This is a genomic window from Gordonia sp. 852002-10350_SCH5691597, assembly GCF_001665715.1.
Classification (GTDB): Bacteria; Actinomycetota; Actinomycetes; order Mycobacteriales; family Mycobacteriaceae; genus Gordonia; species Gordonia sputi.
The window spans coordinates 24,260-39,884 of sequence record NZ_LZMO01000042.1 but is presented as its reverse complement, the minus strand read 5'-3'; the positions used below and the strand labels follow the sequence as shown (position 1 = coordinate 39,884).

General features: G+C 64.2%; 9 protein-coding genes and 1 pseudogene. 4 read left to right on the top strand and 6 right to left on the bottom strand.

Features of this window, described 5'->3' with window-relative positions; translation table 11 throughout:
- Window positions 1-297: pseudogene (locus A5777_RS03215) on the bottom strand (aminotransferase); the annotation flags it as partial.
- A 134-nt stretch (window positions 298-431) separates the two neighbouring features.
- Window positions 432-4,010, bottom strand: a complete 3,579-nt coding sequence (locus A5777_RS03210; protein WP_064861592.1) for a (Fe-S)-binding protein — start codon at window positions 4,008-4,010, stop codon at window positions 432-434.
- Window positions 4,011-4,505: 495 nt separating this feature from the next.
- Between A5777_RS03210 and A5777_RS03205 the strand changes: the two genes are divergently transcribed.
- Window positions 4,506-6,419: a glycosyltransferase family 2 protein gene (locus tag A5777_RS03205; RefSeq protein ID WP_064861591.1), complete on the top strand. Its 1,914-nt coding sequence runs from the start codon at window positions 4,506-4,508 to the stop codon at window positions 6,417-6,419.
- A 38-nt stretch (window positions 6,420-6,457) separates the two neighbouring features.
- Complete coding sequence (locus tag A5777_RS03200) at window positions 6,458-7,387, top strand: STAS domain-containing protein (RefSeq protein WP_064861590.1); 930 nt, start codon at window positions 6,458-6,460, stop codon at window positions 7,385-7,387.
- On the opposite strand, the gene A5777_RS03195 is transcribed toward A5777_RS03200, so the two are convergent.
- Window positions 7,323-8,312 carry a glycoside hydrolase family 26 protein gene (locus tag A5777_RS03195; RefSeq protein WP_231894923.1) on the bottom strand — a complete coding sequence of 330 codons (990 nt, stop codon included), beginning with the start codon at window positions 8,310-8,312 and terminating at the stop codon, window positions 7,323-7,325. The two genes, A5777_RS03200 and A5777_RS03195, sit on opposite strands and share 65 nt — an antisense overlap.
- 49 nt (window positions 8,313-8,361) lie before the next feature.
- Between A5777_RS03195 and A5777_RS03190 the strand changes: the two genes are divergently transcribed.
- Entirely contained in the window at window positions 8,362-9,621 is a 1,260-nt protein-coding gene (locus tag A5777_RS03190) for a glycoside hydrolase family 26 protein (RefSeq protein WP_231894922.1), read from the top strand.
- Window positions 9,622-9,655: 34 nt separating this feature from the next.
- On the opposite strand, the gene A5777_RS03185 is transcribed toward A5777_RS03190, so the two are convergent.
- Window positions 9,656-11,050: a WS/DGAT/MGAT family O-acyltransferase gene (locus tag A5777_RS03185; RefSeq protein WP_064861595.1), complete on the bottom strand. Its 1,395-nt coding sequence runs from the start codon at window positions 11,048-11,050 to the stop codon at window positions 9,656-9,658.
- A gap of 217 nt (window positions 11,051-11,267) precedes the next feature.
- Here A5777_RS03185 and A5777_RS03180 point away from each other — a divergent pair, with 217 nt between their 5' ends.
- A complete protein-coding gene (locus tag A5777_RS03180; RefSeq protein ID WP_064861594.1) occupies window positions 11,268-11,840 on the top strand; it encodes a SanA/YdcF family protein in 573 nt (190 codons plus the stop codon).
- Window positions 11,841-11,950: 110 nt separating this feature from the next.
- Here the strand turns inward: A5777_RS03180 and A5777_RS03175 are convergent, their stop codons facing one another.
- Together A5777_RS03175 and A5777_RS03170 are read right to left on the bottom strand one after the other, a co-directional pair.
- Window positions 11,951-13,189 carry an acyltransferase gene (locus tag A5777_RS03175; RefSeq protein ID WP_064861587.1) on the bottom strand — a complete coding sequence of 413 codons (1,239 nt, stop codon included), beginning with the start codon at window positions 13,187-13,189 and terminating at the stop codon, window positions 11,951-11,953.
- A gap of 234 nt (window positions 13,190-13,423) precedes the next feature.
- A complete protein-coding gene (locus A5777_RS03170) occupies window positions 13,424-15,592 on the bottom strand; it encodes an acyltransferase family protein (protein ID WP_064861586.1) in 2,169 nt (722 codons plus the stop codon).
- Window positions 15,593-15,625 lie beyond the last annotated feature (33 nt).

Genomic DNA, 15,625 nt, shown 5'->3' with positions numbered 1-15,625 from the left:
GAGCTCATAGCGGGTGACCACCGCGCGTCGCGCCGAGAGCACGCCGGCCGACTCCGAATACCCCTGCGAGTACGGCAGCGCGTGGATCATGTCGCGCATGATCACGTCTGGGGCCTCGAAGCCGAACAGGGCCGGGTTGCCGATGTTCAGCTTCATGATCCGATGGCCCTCGGCCTCGAGTCGCGCCGCATGCGCGTGCACCGGCCCACGGATCTCGTAGCAGACGTTCTGCAGCTTCTCGGACTGCTCCAACGGCTTGAGGTTCTGGTTCAGGTGCGATACATACGGCCTACTCACGGGTTCAATTGTCTCAGCCGCAGGCAAATCGATTTTTTCGGGCCGTCGGAAATGCAGAAACACGCGCCTGCGACACCTGCGAGGAAAACTTCACTCGCAGGTGTCAGAAACGCGTGTTTCTGACGGGCGGTCGATCAGCGCTGGCCGGGTCGCTTCTTGCCCGCGGCCATGCCGAAGCCCTTGGCCTTCGACGCCCCGGTCTCGGCGATCGTGCGGCCGTCATCGGCTGCACCGGTTTCTGCTGTGCCGGTTTCTGCTGTGTCGGTTACTGCTGTGCCGATCTCGGAGGCGCTGCCGTTCGACGACGCTGACTCGCCCTCGGTCGCGGTGTCCGTGGACGCCTCGGCCGACTCTGCCGGTGCAGCGGCTTCCGGCTCAGGAGTCGAAGCTGCGGGAGCTGCGGCCTTGGGCGCCGACGCCCCGCCCGGGCGCTTCTTGCCTGCGGCCATGCCAAAGCCCTTGGCCTTGGCGGGCTTCTCCTCCGTCACCGCTGCGGCCGAGGCCGTAGCAGTCGACGTCGTTGAGGCAGTCGTCTCTTCCGGAGCGCTGGCCTCGCCACCGGTCTCGGGCTGTGCCGGAGCGGATTCCGCCGCCGTGCTCTCCGCCGGAGCGGACTCAGCTGCCGCAGGTGCCGACGCCTCTGCAGTCGGGGCGGCAGGACTCGCAGCCCCCGATCCGGCGCCTCCCGGCCGCTTCTTGCCCGCGGCCATGCCGAAGCCCTTGGCCTTGGCGGGCTTGTCCTCGGTCACTGCGGCTGCGGAAGTGCTTGCAGCCGTGGCTGATTCGGTGTCGGCGGTCGGAGCGGCGTCGGGTGCGGATTCGGTCTCCGCCACCTTGTTCTCCGCGGCGGCCGTGACGCCCGCGTCGGCTGCGGCCGCATTAGCGGTGCTCGCTGCGCCGGGCTTCTTGGCCCCGGGGCGCTTGCCCGCAGCCATGCCGAATCCCTTGGCCTTGGCCGGTTTCGGTGCATCGGCCGTGGCGCTTGCCGCACCTGCATCACTCGCTGCTGCGGTATCACTTGCCGCGTCTTCGACCGCCGCCGACGACTCGGCCTGCGCAGGAGCGGGCTGCGCGGACGCCGGCTTGGCCGCCGCGCCCGGCTTCTTCATGCCGCCCTTCATGCCGAAGCCCTTGGAGGCAGGCTTCTTTTCGGTCGTCTCCGCCGATGCGGCAGGTGCCGACGCTGTCTCGGTCGACGCTGCAGGAGCCTTGGTCGCTGCGCTGCCGGCGCCGGGCTTCTTGCCGCCCTTCATCCCCAACCCGACCTTGGGCTTGGGCTTGGCGTCGGTAGCAGCGCCCGCGGCGGCTGCGGCGGGAGCGGCGGCAGCCACCTTCTCGGGCTCGGGTTCCGGCTCGGGCGCGGGCTTGGAGACCGGTCCGAGGAAACGTCCGCCCCGCTTGACCTCTGGCAGACCACGCTTGACCGAATCGAGCAGCATCTGCGAGACGTCGACGACCTCGATCTTGCCTTCGTTCTCGGTGCCGGACGTCCGTGCGGTCACGCCGTCGGTCAGCATCACGCGGCAGAACGGGCAGCCCGTCGCGATCTTCTGCGGTGCCTCGTCGTTGCTGCCACCTGCACCCTTCGCGGATGCCAGGGTGTCGAGAGCCTCGTCGACGCGGTCGATGTTGATCCGCTTGCCGATCTGCTCTTCCATCCACATGCGCGCACCACCGGCGCCACAGCACATGGACCGTTCGCCATGGCGAGGCATCTCGCGCAGCGTCGAACCGGATGCTTCCATCAGCTCGCGTGGAGCGTCGTAGACCTTGTTGTGGCGTCCCAGGTAGCAGGGGTCGTGGTAGGTGACGCCCTCGCCCATCGGTGCCACCGGCACCAGGCGCTTCTCCCGCACCAGGCGGTTGAGGAGCTGCGTGTGGTGCACCACCTCGTACTTCGCGCCGAGCTGCGGGTACTCGTTCGACAGCGTGTTGAAGCAGTGCGCACAGGTCACGACGACCTTCTTGCGCTGCGTCGGCGCCGTCTCGAAAACCCCGTTGATGGTCTCGATGTTCTGCTGCGCCAGCATCTGGAACAGGAACTCGTTGCCTGCACGTCGTGCCGAATCGCCGGTACAGGTCTCGCCCTCGCCGAGAACCATGAAGTTCACCGCGGCGATGTCGAGGAGCTCGGCGACCGCCTTGGTGGTCTTCTTCGCGCGATCCTCGTATGCGCCTGCGCAACCGACCCAGAAGAGGTACTCGAAACCCTCGAACGATTCGACGTCGGCACCGAAGACCGGGATCTCGATGTCCATCTCGTCGATCCAGTTGGTGCGAGCCGACGCGTTCTGCCCCCAGGGGTTGCCCTTGTTCTCGAGGTTCTTGAACATCCCGGCGAGTTCGGTCGGGAAGTCGGATTCGATCAGCACCTGGTAGCGACGCATGTCGATGATGTGGTCGACGTGTTCGATGTCGACGGGGCACTGCTCGACGCACGCACCGCACGTGGTGCAGCTCCACAGGGTTTCGGTGTCGATGACCGCACCGAGCTGCTCGGGGTCGAATGCGCCGTCCTCGTCGACGATGCCCTCGCCGCCGCCCATGAGCCCCTTGGACTCGCCGACCAGCTTGCGAGACGCCTCGGCACGCGCCGACTCGGGGATCTTTGCCAGCTTGGCCTCGTCGACGTTGCCGTCGGCGTCGACCAGCCCGACCTCGTCGCCGCCCATGTCCTTGCGTCCGCCTGCGATCAGGTACGGCGCCTTTGCCTGTGCGTGATCGCGCAGCGACATGATCAGCAGCTTGGGGCTCAGCGGTTTACCGGTGTTCCACGCCGGGCACTGGCTCTGGCAGCGACCACACTCGGTACACGTCGTGAAGTCAAGCCAGCCCTTCCACGAGAAGTCCTCGACCTTGCCTGCACCGAACGCGTCGACGTCGGGGTCGGCGGTCTCCATGTCAAGGACCTTGCCCTGGCTCATCATCGGCTTGGCAGCACCGAGTGCGACGCCGCCGTCCTGCTCACGCTTGAGATAGATGTTGAAGAATGCCGCGAAGCGGTGCCACGCGACGCCCCAGTCGATGTTCGCGCCGACGACTGCCAACCAGATCATGCCGCTCATCAGCTTGACGACAGCGGCCGCGGTGACCCAGTAGACCGACGAACCCTCGAAGAGCTGCGCGAAGTAGTGCGTGAAGAACGACGTCCAGATGGGCGGGTCCTCGATGCCCGACGAGATCTTGAACGTCTTCACGAAGATCATGCCGAGGCCCTCGATCAGGACCACGAGCTCGACGAAGTATGCGGCGCCGAAGCGTGAACCCGAGAAGCGGGACAGGCGCTTGGGCATCCGCGGGTGGTTGAGCTGGCGAATGATGATCAGCGCCATGATGCCGATCACGGTGCCGAGGCCGAGCACCTCGTCGGCGAAGATGTAGACGTTCCACGCGCCGATCACCGGCCAGTGGAATTCGGGGTCGAAGATCTGGCCGTATGCCTCGAACCAGAAGATCGCACCGATCAGGAAGCCGAACATCACCAGCCAGTGCGCCCAGCCGACGGTCCGGAACTTCACCATGCGCGTGTGGCCGACGAACTCCTTGAGCATCGTCCACAGTCGTGGACCGACAGGCCAGTAGCGGGTGCTGTCGACCTTCTGGCCCTGGGCGATCGCGCGCACCATGGTCCACACGCCGCGTAGGAAGCTGGCCCAACAGAACAAGCTGATGACCGCGGCAATAGTGCCGATGGTGATCGTCGTGGCATTCACGGCGTCCCGGCCCCTCTCATATTGATCATCGACCTAGCCGCGCAGGGCTGACGTGCGCGGGGTCGGACGTCTACTACAGGTAACCGTAATTCTTCTCCGGTTCTTCGCGCTGCCAAGGTTGCCCTTACCTGGAGCAGGTACCAGGCGTTGCGATATAGGAATGATACTCACGAGTAACTGACTATCCAGTCAGTTCCGGGGTGATGTGAGCCTCCCCTGTTGTCCCGACGGTGCGATTTCGCTCGATCGGGCGACTCGCTGCGCGGTACCGCAAATAGAGTGACTCGGGCCACATATCTCTCAGAAAGCGGTGTGCGTCTCGATGGAAAGCAGAATTCAAGTCCATTAAAAAGGGGACCCGAAGCATTTCGTGCGACACACGAATTTTAGTAATCAGGTAAAGAAGTTAAGCACGTACACCAGACGGAGTACGGCGGGTTGCGGGTGTCGGTCAACTGGGCAAGAATCGTGGATGAGCTGCGACGAGGCGGGTCGATGTTGTGGGGGATCGATGCCAACTCGGAGGTGGGGACCGTGGGGCCAGCGCGGCTGTTTGTCGTCAGAATCATTGCCGTTCTTGTGGTTTCTTTCGGCTGTGCCTATATATTCTGGCGATGGAGCGACACTATTGCGTGGTCCGCATGGTGGATTGCTATTCCATTAGTTATTGCGGAAACGTACTCGCTTTCTGAGTCTATTCTTTTCGCATTTATGATGTGGAATGCGCGCGAGCGGCCGGTTCCGCCTGCGGCGCGACCGGGCCTAACCGTGGATGTATTCATCACCACTTACAACGAGCCCCTTGAGCTTGTGGTCCGCACTGCGATCGGCGCGCGGGAGGTGAGATACCCCCACAACACCTGGATCCTGGACGACGGTGATCGCGAGGAGTTCCGGGCAGCGGCTGCCGCGCTGGGCGTCGGATACCTCACACGAGGCGAGGAGTGGAACGGGCGTCAGCGACATGCCAAGGCCGGCAACATCAACAATGCGTTGTTTCTGACCGACGCGGAGTTCGTGGCGATCCTCGACGCCGACCAGGTCCCCAAGCCGGAGTTCCTCGACGCCGTCCTCGGCTACTTCGACGACGATGCCGTGGCCTTCGTGCAGACGCCGCAGTACTTCTGGAATGTGCCAGAGTCCGATCCGCTTGGTAGTCAGGCCGAACTGTTCTATGGCCCCATCCAGCAGGGTAAGGACGGCTGGGGCGCTGCATTCTTTTGCGGGTCGAACGCCGTCCTGCGGCGCGAGGCTCTGATGGCGCTGGGCCTGCGGACATACTCGCGTGGCGCTGACCCTCAGGTCAGAAAGGCTATTCGCGACGAATGGGCGCGCCTCGAGGGCCTCATCAACGAAGTGGGGCATGGATCCGGACTGCGCATCCCGCTCGAGGATGCGCTCGACGTGGTGCGTCGCGCGCGACGCAGTTTGCGGCGTGGCGCACCGGTCGGCGAGGTCGCCTTCGAGCTGCGTGCCGGTATTCACGACGTCCTTGATTCACACCCGTGGCTACCGGAAGAGGTCGTCGACGAACTGCACAAGACAATGGACTTGGTGGAAGTGTCCCGAATCGACCAGGCATTGGCGATCCAGCCGATCAACACCGCCACGGTGACCGAGGACATGGCGACCGCGATGCACCTGCACGCCATGGGCTGGGAGAGCGTCTACCACCACGAGGTCTTGGTGGAAGGTCTCGCACCCGACGACCTCGCGACAATGCTCGGCCAGCGTCAGCGATGGGCCACCGGGTCGATGCAGGTCTTCTTCGCCGACAACCCACTCTTCCAATCCGGGCTGACGCTCGCGCAGCGGTTGATGTACCTGGCCACCATGACCTCGTACCTCAACGGGTTTGCGGCGGTGGTCTACATCGCCGCGCCGATCATCTACTTCACGCTCGGTGTGTTCCCCATGAACGCCTACCCCTTGGACTTCTTCGCCAGGTTCATCCCCTTCTTCGTCTGCTGTCAGTTGCTGTTCCAAGTGGCCGGGTACCGGTCCGGTGGCCTGTGGCGTGGGCAGCAGATGTCGTTCGCACTGTTCCCGATCTGGATATCGGCCACCCTCTCGGCCGCCGCGGCGGTCTTCTTCCGACGCCACATCTCCTTCTCGGTGACCTCGAAGGAGCAGGTCGACGCCCGGATCGACTACCGACCGATCATCCCGCAGGTCGTCGCCATGTGTGCACTCGTCGCGTCGTCTGTCGTCGGCATCCTGCGCTGGAGCCACGGCGACGCCGAGACATTCCCGACCTTCCTGTCGCTCGGATGGGTCGGACTGGATCTCCTCCTACTTTCGTCCGTGGTCCGTGCCGCCCACTATCGCCCGACGCCCACCGACCCGATCGACCAGTGTGTCGATGGTTCTGTGTTGACCAAAAGCCCTGCGTCACAACGTTCCACCTGACTGACGGCCTCCCAGCCCCCTGAATCCTGGAGAAAAACATGTCACTGGCCCACGAAGCATTCGCAGAGTTCGACGATCAAACCGCCGATGTCCGGGTGTCTGGCCGGCTCGACGTGAAGTCGCGTCTGGGTGACGACGTTGCCCGCGCATGTGCGGGCGGCGCCCGTCTGGTGCTGGTCGACGTCGGCAAGGTCACCACGGTGACACCGTCCGGGATGGCCGAACTCATGCACGCTGTACGTTGGGCACGGTCGCGACAGGCCGATTTGCGTATCTACGGAACATCGGTGGCGATACTGGATGCACTCGACGCACTCGATCTCAATAGGGTCATGGTCCTCTACACCGACCGTGCCGCAGCGGCTGACCGCGATCAGGGGCGAATCCAAACAGTGACGCGCAGTGCGCGATTCGCACGTCGTAGGCGCCTCTTCTCGGCCACTCGCGAGGTGCAGGATGCGTCGGAATCGACCAACAGCGGTCTGGAGGCAACGCTCCCTGAGTCATTTGAGATGGTGACGAACAACGGCGCGGATGACGCGGCTCGGTCCGATCAGTCCGCCGGGGTGGATGCCACGACGGGTTCATCCGACATCGCCGACGTCGCCGTGATCGGTGTGTGGGACGTGTCCTCGAGCGTCCACAACGATGTGGGCCAGCTGTGTGCGGACGGTGTCACGCTGGTGCTCGTCGACGTCAGCGGTGTCTCCCGTGTGACGCCGTCGGGTATGGCTGATCTCATGAATGCGGTTCGGTCGGCACGGAGGCACCGCGCGGATCTGCGGATCTTCGGGCATTCGCCCGCCGTCGCCGACGCGCTCGACGCACTCGGGTTGGGCGAAATACTAGTGCTCTACCCGGATAGAAACGCGGCGCTGATCCGTGAACGGCGCGTACTCGACGCTAGGTCGCGGGGACCGCGTTTAATGCGGACCGAAATGCGTCCTCGCTCTGTGGGGTCGAATTGAAGCGCCAGTCTCGCTCCTTGTTCGCCTGGAACCATACGAAGCCGTCGACGTTTGGCTCGCGACTGACGAGCGAGACAAAATCGTGGATCCATGTGGCTTTTCGTGCTGGATCTGTGTCTTCGGCGGATGCCACCTCGGTGACCAGGATGGGTTTGGCGCCGAGTCGGCGGAGGCTGACAAATGCATCCGAGAAGATGAATTCCGGTGAGGCCCAACCGTGTTTTCCATCGTTGCCCCAGTTGTAGCCATCGATCCCCAGGTAGTCGACCTCGCCGTCGCCGGGGTAGACGGCGTCGAACCCAGGGATGCCCGAAATCGCAGCCATCGGCGCCCAAACCATCGAGATATTGTGCGGATCAATCGAAGTCAGGATCGATCGGACGTGACGCCAGGCGTCGATGTAGGACTGTGGAGTGTTGCCGTTCACGTGCATACCCCACGGGTACCAGTCGCCGTTCATTTCGTGGGCGAACCGGACGATCACCGGCCGACCGAAATCCTTCAGGCCCCTCGCCCACCGTCGAAGGTCGGAATCGAACGCGCCGTTGGCAATCCGCGACAGTCGGTAGTCCGATTGGTTGACACCGCCCGACGGGTTCCACGGTTCGATGCTCACGATCGGAACAGCACCTGTCTCGGCGATTCTAGCCAGATCCGCGTTCGGTACGGGCTCGCTGAGTCCGCTGAAGGTGAGGATCAGATCCAGTGGACGATCGGCACGGGTCGTCACCCCGACCACCCCGGCGTCGGAGTCGACGTCGCTCCCCTTCAAGTCGGGAAGATAAGCGCCCCAACGAATGTGGTGCGGAGCTGTGGAGTCGCCACCGTTGCTGCAAGCACCGAGCGCGAGCACCAGGATGAATGCGACGAGCGGCATGGCGATACGCGCGACGTCGACATTCTCTGTCCGTGTACGTGGTCTCACAACAGGTCCGTTCCGTTCGGTAGCACTGGTGAGGAAAGTGTGGCATGACATGACCAGCCCGCCAATCGATAGCGAGACAACGCCTCCAGATGGCCTGGCGGAGCAGGGCTTCGCGGAGCGGTGGTCGCGGCGCCGTCGGCGACGCCCATCCGCACTGATCCCGATCATCGCCATGGTGATCGGTGTCGGGGCCGCGGGTGCCCTGTTCACGCACTACCTGCCCAAGCCGACACCGCCCTGCGCTGTCACTGACTTCCATCGGGCGGTCCCGGCCTCGGGAGTCCTGTTCGGCGTCAATCTCGACTGGCAGTCCGAAAGCCTCCGAGAACATCAAGACAACCTTGGACACGCCCCCGCGGTGGCTGTGCAGTTTTCCGACATCCCGTACAACAACGAGACCTGGTCACATACTGTCGCCGCCGCCGCGCAGGTGCGTGACGAACGCGGCATCATGGTGCTGACCCTGGAGCCTCATGCCGGATTGGCGGCGATCACTGAGGGTGTCGTCGGTCGTCTGGGTGACGACTTGCGCAAGCTGAACGATTCGGGTGTTCCCGTCGTACTTCGATTCGCACACGAGATGAACGGTTCCTGGTACGCGTGGGGTCAGCAACCCAGGGCATACGTCGAGACATTCCGTCGGGTGGCCGAGATGGTCCATCGCAAAGCGCCGGGGACGGCGATGATGTGGGCGCCGAATTACGGTGGCGGGTATCCATTCGAGGGCGGAAAGTACATGGCTCGTATCGGAACAGACAGCTTCCGGTTGACCGACACCAATAGGGACGGAAAACTCACCGCATCCGACGATGCATATGCGCCGTACTATCCGGGCGACGACGCGGTCGACTGGGTGGGGATCTCGTTGTACCACTGGGGAAATCGCCGTCCGTGGGGCAACAATGACGTAAGCGAACCCGGAAAGTTCGCCGCCATGCTGGAGGGTCGCTACAACGGAAGCGCGGGTCACGACCTCACCGTGCCGAACTTCTATCGGATCTACGGCACGGAGCATCACAAGCCGGTGGCGATTGTCGAGACCGCCGCGATCTACACCCCGTCGCGTGCGGCTCGGGGTGCCTCGGAGCTCGCGGTGAAGTCGACGTGGTGGCGGCAGGTCTTCGCCGCCGACATACCGTCGCGTTACCCGATGCTCAAGATGATCAACTGGTTCGAGTGGCGCAAGTACGAGATCGAGATCAAAGATGTCGTTGACTGGCGTGCTGCCGGTTCACCCGACACCAGGAGCGCATTCGTCAGCAGCCTGCCGACTTGGCTCGACTATGCCGACTCGGTGCACCCGTGCTGAAACACGTTGCACTGCAATCAATCCGATGTCGGGATCATGCGCCCACGTCCGCGACCTTCTCCAACTCCTCCAACGAGGTGTCGAGGTGGGTGAGCAGCCGCTGCAGGCTGGGCACCTCCTTGCGGGCGCCGGTCAGCCCGAAGTTGATGTGGTCGGCGGTGGTGGCGACGGTGATGTTGATCGCCTGCCCGCCCAGCGGAATCGATGCCGGATAGACACCGTCGAGTTTGGCCCCGTTCCAATACATATCGGTCTTCGGGCCGGGAACGTTGCTGATGATCAGGTTGAACTGCGGAGGCGTGTACCGCACGAATCCCGGCACGGTGGCGAGAGCCAGTGGCGCAAAGTTGGCCGCGCCCAACGCCATTGACTGCACAGGAGACAGGCTCCGCACCACTTCCTTGCTCTTGCGGGTCGACGCGATGATCGTGGCCAGGCGTCGTTCCGGATCCGGCTGGTCGGTAGCGAGATTCACCATGATCGCGGTGATGTTGTTGCCGTCGGCGTCGTTGTCGGTGTGCAGTGAGACCGGCATCGCAGCGATGAGTGGTGCGTCGGGAAGGGCGTCCTGGTCGATCAGGTAGGCGCGCATCGCGCCCGAGCACATCGCGACCATGACGTCATTGATGGTGATGTCCATTTCGTCGGCGATCGCGCGCAGACGGGTGAGCTCCCACCGCTGTGCGGCGAACCGCCGGGCACTGCCGATGGGGACGTCGAGAATTGTCTTCGGTGCGGCATGCAGTGGCGGGACGAAGGCGTCATCGGTGAATGCGGTGTATGCGACCTTTGCCGCGGCCGCGCCCAGTCCGACGACTTCACCCGCGAGTCCCGTTGCGGTGCCTGCGATGTCGCCGATTCGCGACAGCAATCCCTTGGCGGGCGCCGTCGGTTTGGGGCGTCGTCGCATCAAGGACGGATTCCACGGCGCGGTACCCGACCGGTCGTCGGGGTCTTCGCTCAGTGTTCGTTCCAGTAGCCGCAGAGCCGATACGCCGTCGACGATCGAATGGTGGATCCTGGTGTACAGCGCGACGCGACCGTCTTCAAGACCGTCGATGACGTGGACCTCCCACATCGGACGGTTCCGGTCGAGCAGTGTGCCGTGATGGAGCGAGACATAGCGGAACAGTTCGCGGATGCGCCCGGGACGGGGCAGGACGGCACGGCGGACGTGATAGTCGAAGTCGATCTCGTCGTCGAACGACCACATCAACGACCCGACGAGGCTGACAGGTTGCGCCGGCCGCTTGCGGAACAGCGGATGCACGTCGGTGCAGGAGTAGAACGTCTCGAAGATCTCCTCGGCCAGTTCGGTGGACGACTGGCCCTCGCGAGGAATGAACAGTTGCAGTCCGCCGACGTGGATCGGTTGATCGCGGGTCTCTGCCAGCAGAAACATCGACGCGGTAACGGGCATGTATGACATGAGGCCCCCTGGGTTCTGTTCGACGACGACGGTGGTCACAACGATTGATGATGGTCACAACGATTGATGATGGTCACAACGACCAGAGCATCAGTGGTTGATCACACCAGTATCCACCGTGCCGCATGGACCACACGTCAGATCTCCCCGATCGCCGTTGATTAGCGTGTGAGCGGTGAACACCGGATCGCGGATCAGCAGCGTTGCGGGTCGATTGTTGCTTGTGCTCCTCGTGGTCGGCGAACTCGTCGTTACGATAGCTGCGACCTGGGTGTTCGTGGCGTCGTCGGGCCGAATCGTCGACGCGCAGCGCATCCCGAACCGGTCGACCCTGCTCGTCCTCGGCTCCCTGGTCTCCGACGGCGAGCCGGGTTCGTATGTGCGGGGACGCCTCGACACGGCGCTCGAGCTGTACCGGACGGGCGCCGTCGCGCGCGTCGTCGTCTCCGGCAACGGCGATGCGGATGCCGGCGACGAGCCTGCCGTGATGCGCGACTACCTCGAGGCGCACGGCGTGCCCGCGTCAGTGATCGTCGACGACCCCGCCGGGTACGACACCGAACGCAGTTGCAGACGGCTACCCGAGGTGATCGGCGAGGCGGCGTCGAATGCGGTGGTGATCGTCACGCAGGACTTTCACGTCTCGCGCGCCATCGCATTGTGTCGTGCACGTGGGATCGACGCGCTCGGCGTCGAGGCGCAGTGCCCGTGCTCGTGCTGGACGTTGGCGCGCAACCACATTCGGGAGACGTTCCTCGCTCGACCCCGAGCGTTGCTCAGTGTTCTCTGACGCCCGCGCCTGCCAGCAAAACGCCGCCCGATTCGGCAGACGCGTCTGGTGTACCGACCGCGTTCACCAGAACGAGCCGCGTCTACGAAACCCCTACGACGACGCCCCTACTACGAAACCCCTACGACGGCAGGTGCACTCGGCGCGGAGTCGGCGCGCGGGCTACGGAACGGAATCCGCGGGCGGCCGGTCAGGTAAAGCGCGCCGGGGAGTCGGCGCAGAATCTCGACGAGCAGCAGCGACCCGGCCAGTGTGCCCAGGTAGACGACGATGGTCGACCACGGCTGACCCATGGCGTCACGCACCCACGACGTGCCGTTGCGCTGCGGGTACATGATCATCGTCAGCACCAGCACATGGACGAGGAACACCGGGAACGAGCGATTGGACGCGTACTTCACGGCCCGCGCGAACCGCGGGGTGAACTCACGTCGGTTCTCGGCCCAGTGCAGGGCAACCGCGTACAGGCAGGTCATCGCGACGACCAGGAACGGAACCAAGGCGGGGTAGAACGCTGAGTTGTTGTCGTGCACCGGTTTGCCCGCAAACAAGACGCCCCCGATGTACGAGCCGACGGCGATCGCCGCGGTCACGAGCAGCGCGCCGAACAACCACCAGCCCTTGCCCTGCAGCCATGCGCCGATCTGCTTGCGGTGCACCGCGGCGACAGCGCCGTACAGAATGAAGAACTGATAGGGGACGAACGTGGCGTAGTTGTGCCACCAGTGGGCCGCGACGGTCGCGGGCGGATTCCAATGCGTGATGGTCGCGGCGACGGCAAACTGCAGCACCAGGCTGACACCCAGTAGCGCCAGGTGATGCCCGGTGGTTGCGCGCAGCAGCCAGACCACCAGCGGGAAGATCAGATAGACCTGCAGCATCACGAACAGGAAGTACATCTGGAACCCGGAGAGGCCCCAACTGAGCTGGTAGAAGAAGTTGGTCAGGCTCGTCGGGATCTCGGTGAGCTTGCCCGCCAGCCACATGTTGACCACCCAGTAGACGGCCGACCAGATCACGTACGGATAGATCACCAGCTTGATTCGACGCTTCCAGAACGTCGGCGCACTGAAGTCTTGCTTGTCGAAGTTCTGGTACATCAGCACAAAGCCGGTGAGTGCGAAGAACGTGTTGCGCGTGAAGTGCAGCAGCAGCGACGTGGTGTTGACCGGCATGCTGGTGAACTCGTTGGTGGTCTGCGTGAGGCAGTGCACGAAGATGACCAGTGAGAACGTCACCGTTCGGATCAGGTCGACCTGGTGCAGATAGGGGCGGCGAGTCGGTCGCGTAACCGAGGCGTCGGCGACGGCCGTCGACTCGTTTGCACGCGAAACCAACGTCGTCGACATACTCAGACTCAGCCCCTGACAGTTCTCGTGGACGGTGTTCGTGGCCGGATCTCGTCAGTCGACCGGGTACCCGAGCCTCGATGCCCGCCCCTTGCGTCAACATTGCGGCACCATCGCGTTGATGGGCCGTGATCCTCCCGTTATCGACTATGAGCTTATCAGTGCAGTCTGGACGCTCCCTGAGACGTAGCTGTCAGCGAGTCTCACCGCCGATGCTGATCGAGCCTGTCGAGATCACCACCACCGCAGCGCACGGCCCAGATCGGCGTCGACCGCGGGGATGAGGCTGCGCACGAACGTCGCCGACAGGTGGTGGTAGTCGTGCCAGACCAGGATGTTGCCGACGACGGCCGGGCAGTAGGTCGGGCTGCACATCGCGTCGGTGTAGTCGAGAAATGACATGTTCGGATACTGCGATGCGATGGCCTGCGCGGGGTCTGCCTCAGCCATCGCTACATCCCGGTCGACGCCGCAGACCTGCGGTTTCTTGCCCTGTGCGAGGCATTCCGGCGGCTTGAGTTTGCCGTGCGCCCAGGGGTTGTCGCGCACCGCGACGACCCGCTGTCCCCGGTCACGGAACTGCGTGAAGATGTCGGTGTAGTCCTTGGGAACGGTGTCGCCGGGACCGTTCTCGACGGGCCGTGTGCTGTTGGTGAACACGACGTCGGGTTTGTCGACGGCCAACCGGCCCATCACGCGTCGTGACCAGTCGTTGCACTGGTAGTACTTCTGCCCGAACCAGGTGAATACGTGGGAGGTGGTCAACGCGCAGCCGACCTTCAGGTAGGTGGTGACCCGGAATCCGCGCTGCTTGCCGACGGCGTCGAGCGCGGTGATCCACTGTTCCGCGTGCGATCCGCCGACCAGCGCGACGGTGCGTGTGGCGGCGGGATCGCCGTAGACGCCGACCTTGATCGTCGGGTCCTTCCAGCCGCTGATCATCGAGTCGTACGAGGTGATCGGCCAGTCCTTGTCGACGACCTCCGGGGTGGGCTGCGGGTCGACGCGGGGCGTCGGCGCGCCGTCGAGGTACGCGCGCGCACCGGGGTAGAGCCGGGGGTCGAGGTTGTCGGTGTTGACCGTCGCGTTCGCTGCGTTCCGCTGCCAGACGACGGCCGTCGTGCCTGCGATGATCGTCGCGATTACGAGCACGGCGGTGAGAGCGACCCGATACGAGCGACCGAAACCGGTGTTCCGTCCGGATCGCAGCGGAGCCTCGATGTACCGGGTCGTCAGCCACGCGAGCAGCAGCGATACGGCGAGAATCGCAGTGCCCTCGTACCAGCTCACGTCGTCCTGGAAGCGCCACGCGAGGTAGAAGATGAGCAGCGGCCAATGCCACAGGTAGAGCGCGTAGGCCACCGAACCGAGCCACACCAGCCGCGGGTGCGCGAGCGCTCGGCTGATCAGCCCTGCGTCGTTCGACGCCGCGTCGCGGGCGGCGGGTGAACCCGTCCAGATCAGGGCCAGTGTTGCGCCGACGGGAATCCACGTCCAGACGCCCGGATACTCCGACACCCCGCTGATCCACCAGCCGCAGCTCACGATGAGCGCGAGGGCCCCAACACCGACGACGTCGCGCAGCCAACCGGGCATCGCCAGTCGGTTGCGATGTACCTGCGTGAGCCGTTGGGGGATGGCCACGGCCAACAGCCCGCCTGCGAGCGGTTCCCATAGCCTCGCGACCGTGTCGTAGTAGTTGAACGGCTGATTGACGCCGTGGCGGTACACCGCCCAGGCGAACGAGACGACTGCGACGGCAAGCAATGCGACGCCGACGATGCCACGTATGACGCGGGCCTCGCCGAACACCGAGGTGCGACGTGCGAGCAACTTCAGGACGCGGCCCAGCGCGAGCATGCACACGAGCGTGAGCACGAAGAACTGGCCCTGCATCGACATCGACCACAGATGCTGCATCGGACTGTTCGCCGAATCCGCAGCGGCGTAGTCCTGTGAGTCGAACGCGAGATGCCAGTTCTGGTAGTAGAGCGCGCTCGCCTGAATCTCCGAACCCAAAGGGCCCCAACGGGTTCTGGGCATGATCAGTGCGATCAGCGCGGTGATGACAGCCAGTACGACGAGCAGCGCGGGCAAGAGACGACGTACCAGCCGCCAGAAGCGGGGCCACGGATTCACCGCCCGTCGCCACGACACGTTCGGCGGGTTGGTCGCGATGACGTGCTTGAGCAATGAGGCGATGAAGAAGTAGCCGGACAGGGTGAGGAACACGTCGACGCCGCCGGACACCCGTCCGAACCACACGTGGAAGATCGCGACCAGCGCGATCGCGATACCCCGCAGACCATCGAGGTCGAGGCGGTACCCCGAGGTGTTGCCGGTCGCGGCGTCCTCGTTCGGGGTGCCGGCGGCGATCCCGGCGTCGGAAAGCGTGGAACTCACAGGCAGCGATGGTAGCGCGGCGAACGACCCGGT